5 protein-coding genes are annotated in these 3,750 nt (G+C 72.1%); 1 reads left to right on the plus strand and 4 read right to left on the minus strand.

Annotated features, from left to right (window positions below):
• Together B0E53_RS34170 and B0E53_RS34175 are read right to left on the minus strand one after the other, a co-directional pair.
• Positions 1 to 452 (minus strand): alcohol dehydrogenase catalytic domain-containing protein (locus tag B0E53_RS34170; RefSeq protein ID WP_168215478.1); only part of this gene is annotated, 452 nt, incomplete at its 3' end.
• 65 nt (positions 453 to 517) lie between these two features.
• Positions 518 to 976, minus strand: coding sequence for an Lrp/AsnC family transcriptional regulator (locus tag B0E53_RS34175; RefSeq protein ID WP_091265141.1), 459 nt, complete (start codon positions 974 to 976; stop codon positions 518 to 520).
• Between the two features lie 59 nt (positions 977 to 1,035).
• Here B0E53_RS34175 and ddaH point away from each other — a divergent pair, with 59 nt between their 5' ends.
• The gene (ddaH, locus tag B0E53_RS34180; protein WP_348639688.1) at positions 1,036 to 1,869 is read left to right on the plus strand and encodes a dimethylargininase; all 834 of its coding nucleotides are present in this window, start codon (positions 1,036 to 1,038) and stop codon (positions 1,867 to 1,869) included.
• 61 nt (positions 1,870 to 1,930) lie between these two features.
• Here ddaH and B0E53_RS34185 read toward each other — a convergent pair whose 3' ends face one another.
• Both B0E53_RS34185 and B0E53_RS34190 read right to left on the minus strand, forming a co-directional pair.
• The gene (locus tag B0E53_RS34185) at positions 1,931 to 3,154 is read right to left on the minus strand and encodes an ABC transporter substrate-binding protein (RefSeq protein ID WP_107079680.1); all 1,224 of its coding nucleotides are present in this window, start codon (positions 3,152 to 3,154) and stop codon (positions 1,931 to 1,933) included.
• Between the two features lie 49 nt (positions 3,155 to 3,203).
• Positions 3,204 to 3,750 (minus strand): prolyl oligopeptidase family serine peptidase (locus B0E53_RS34190; RefSeq protein WP_107079681.1); only part of this gene is annotated, 547 nt, incomplete at its 5' end.

The raw sequence follows: 3,750 nt of genomic DNA on the forward strand, positions 1-3,750 counted from the left end.
CCGGCCGCCGCCTCGACCAGCACCCGTTCACCGGGCCGCAGCGCGGCCGCCCGGGCCAGCATCAGCGCGGTCCGGCCGTCCGCGAGCAGCGCCACGGCCGCGTCCAGCGGCAGCCCGTCCGGTACGGGGATCGGCGCGCCCTGGTCCACCACCACGCGCTCGGCGTACCCGCCGGAGCCGCCGGTGGCGCTGACCACCCGCCGGCCGACCAGCGCCGGGTCCACCCCGGGGCCGACTCCGGTGATCGTCCCGCCGACGCCGTTGCCGGGGATCACCGGCAGGGACGCGGCGAACGGGCCGAACCCGGTCGCCCGGAACATCGTCTCGACGAACGTGATGTTCGCGTGTGCCACCTCGACGAGCACCTGGCCCGGACCGGGCACCGGATCGGGCGCCGGTCCCGGGACCAGCACCTCCGGCCCGCCGAACTCCCGTAGCCACACCGCCCGCACGTCGCCTCCCCGTTGTCCCTCTCGAACGCCCGCGGTCCAGTGGACGACCTGAAGTGCGGTCGAGGTCAAGCCGAGGAGGGGCCGACGCCGGGGGACTCGACCAGCCGGGAGAGGACGATGGTGCTGCGCGACGAGGTGACGAAGGACTCGGCCCGCAGCCGCTCCAGCGCCTCCTCGAGGTGCGCGATGTCGGCGGCCCGCAGGTGCACCAGCGCGTCCGCCTCGCCGGAGACCGTGTACGCCCCGACCACCTCGGGGTGCCGCCGGGCGGCGGCGCCGATCTGGGCGGGGGTGGTCCGGCCGGCGCAGAACAGCTCGACGAACGCCTCGGTGGTCCACCCGACGGCGGCCGGGTCGACGACCGCGGTGAAGCCCCGGATGACCCCCGCCGATCGGAGCCGGTCGACCCGGCGCTTGACCGCGGGGGCGGAGAGTGACACCCGGGTGCCGATGTCTGCGTACGAGGCGCGGGCATCTGCCACGAGCAACGCAATGATTCGCTGGTCGACCGCGTCGATCTGCAACGTTCCGCCTCTGGGAAGCAATGGTTGTGGCTGTTACCAAAGTTGTACCGTACCTACTCTTGGTGACCGTGAACCAGCAGCGAGTCCCGCGAAAGCGGACATATCTCATGTGCTCGCCCGAGCACTTCGCGGTCGAGTACGCGATCAACCCGTGGATGGACGTGACCGCCCCGGTCGACGCCGAGCTGGCGGTCAAGCAGTGGGACCGCCTGCGCGAGACCCTGGTCGGCCTCGGCCACGAGGTGCACCTGCTCACCCCCGAGCGCGGGCTGCCGGACATGGTCTTCGCCGCCAACGGCGCGTTCGTGGTGGACGGCAGTGTCTACGGCGCCCAGTTCAAGCATGAGCAGCGGCACGCCGAGGCCGCCGCGCACCGGGCGTTCTACGAGGCGAACGGCTGGCGGTTCATCGCGCCGAGCGAGACCAACGAGGGTGAGGGCGACTTCGCCTACCTGCCGGAGGCGCACGGCGGGCTGGTCCTCGCCGGCCACGGCTTCCGCACCGAGCCGGCAGCGCACGCCGAGGCGCAGGAGGCGCTCGGCCGGCCGGTGGTCTCGCTGCGCCTGGTCGACCCGCGCTTCTACCACCTGGACGTGGCGCTCGCCTCGATCGACGACGAGAACATCGTCTACTACCCGGGCGCCTTCTCCGCGGCCAGCCAGCGGGTGCTCACCCAGCTCTTCCCGGACGCGGTGATCGCGGACGACGAGGACGCCCTGGCCTTCGGCCTCAACCTGGTCAGCGACGGGCTCAACGTGGTGCTGAACAGCGAGGCGACCCGGCTGGCCGGCAAGCTCAAGGCGGCCGGCTACCATCCGGTCCCGGTCGAGCTGGCCGAGCTGAAGAAGGGCGGCGGCAGCGTGAAGTGCTGCATCGCCGAGCTGCGCCACTGACGCACGGGAACGGGCGGTCTCCCCGAGGGGAGGCCGCCCGTTTCGCGTACGCGGGGGAGGATCAGCCGAGCGTGGCCAGCTCGCTGATCACGACGTTGGAGAGCAACCGGCCGTCGAGCTGCACCTTGCGCAGGTACCACTTCTGCTGCGGGGTACGCGGCTGGTTGAACTGCCAGGCGCCGCGCGGGCTGTCGACCTGGCCGATCTTGCCGAGCGCCAGGTTGACCTGCTGCGGGGTCGGGTTGCCGCCGACCAGCCGGATCGCCTTGTCCAGCACCTGCGCGGCGTCGTACGAGGCCATCGCGAAAGTGGTTGGCGAGGCGTTGTGCGCCTTGCGGTACGCCGAGGCGAACACCCGGTTGGCGGTGTTGTTCAGGTCGGCCGAGTAGTTCAGCGCGGTCTCGATCCCGCACTCCTGGATCAGCGCCCGCTCCTCGCCCTTCTCCCCGTCGTCGAGCTGGCTGAGCACGGTGCCCTCGGTGAGGAAGCCCGGCGCGTAGATCGGGCCGCGGTACCCCTGGGCGTAGAGCTGCTTGATGAACTGCACCGCCTGCGCCCCGGAGTAGTGGCAGAACACCGCGTCCGGGCGCCGGCCCAGGGCCTTGGTGATCGGGCCGGAGTAGACCCCCTTGCCCGGGTTGGGGTAGTCGGGGGTGAAGATCGGTTCCTCGGTCAGCCGCCGGCCGCCCTGCTCGTACCCGTTCCGGAGGCCGTCGATGACGTCCCGGCTGCTCTGGCCCTGGGTGCCGAAGATGGCGATCCTGCTGGACGCGTCCAGGGTCTGCCGCAGGTACTGCCCGAGCGCCGCGCCCGGCTCGTTCAGCACGTACGACGTACGCCAGATGTAGACGACGCTCTGCAGGCTGATGGGGGAGGCGTTGGAGCCGATCAGCGGCACCCGCGCCTGCTCCACGGCGTCGCGGATGCCGGACATCACGACGGAGCTGACCACGCCGGTGAGGGCCAGCACGCCCTCCTTGAGCAGCCGGTCGACGGCGGCCTGGCCGGTCTTGGCGGTGTCGCCCTCCTCGGCCGGCACCAGCGTCACCGGGTGACCGCCGAGCTGCCCGTCGTTGAGGGCGAGGAAGAGCTGGAACCCGTTGGTGATCTCGTCGCCGACGACCTTGTTCGGGCCGCTGCCCGGAACGATCAGGCCGATCTTGATTGGGTTGCCGGGCTCGGCCTCGTCCGCGGTGTCGGTCCCGGAGCCGCAGCCCGCCGCCAGCCCGGTGGTACCCAGCGCGGCCAGCAGTTGTAGCGCCCGCCTGCGGTTCATCTGCGACACCGATTTCCTTCCCGATGGAGCGGCCGAGGTGCAACGCCCCTTCGGCGTTCTACCTGCTTGGCGACGCTGCGTCAATGCCAGGAAGATCATCGTGCAGGGACCGCAACGCGGCGACCACCTGCGGCCAGGCGGCCGAGTCCGGCGCGATCAGCCCGAAATGTTCGCATTCGGGCAGCTCAACCAGCGTGGCGGGGCTCCCGGTGGCACGGGCCGCCGCCACCCAGGAGCGGCTGATGGCGACCGGAACCTGCTGATCGAGAGTGCCGTGCATGGCTACTGTGCGTACTCGAATGGGCACCAATGACGATGGATCGGCCGCCGCGTACCGGTCGGGGACCTCGGCCGGGCCGCCGCCGAGCAGCGCGGCCACCGCGCCGGAGTCCAGGTCCAGCCGGTAGGCCTCGGCGAGGTCCGCGACCGGCGCCAGCGCCAGCACGCCGCCGACCGTGGCCGGGGCGTGCGCGGCCACGTACAGCGCCAGGTGCCCGCCCGCCGAGTGACCGACCAGGATCGGTGGGGCGGCCGCCACCAGCCCGGGCAGCGCGGCCGCGGCCAGCCCGGGCAGCGCCGCCACCCCGGCCAGCACGTCGGTGAGG

The sequence above is a fragment of the Micromonospora sp. MH33 genome (genome assembly GCF_003013775.1).
Lineage (GTDB): Bacteria > Actinomycetota > Actinomycetes > Mycobacteriales > Micromonosporaceae > Micromonospora > Micromonospora fulviviridis.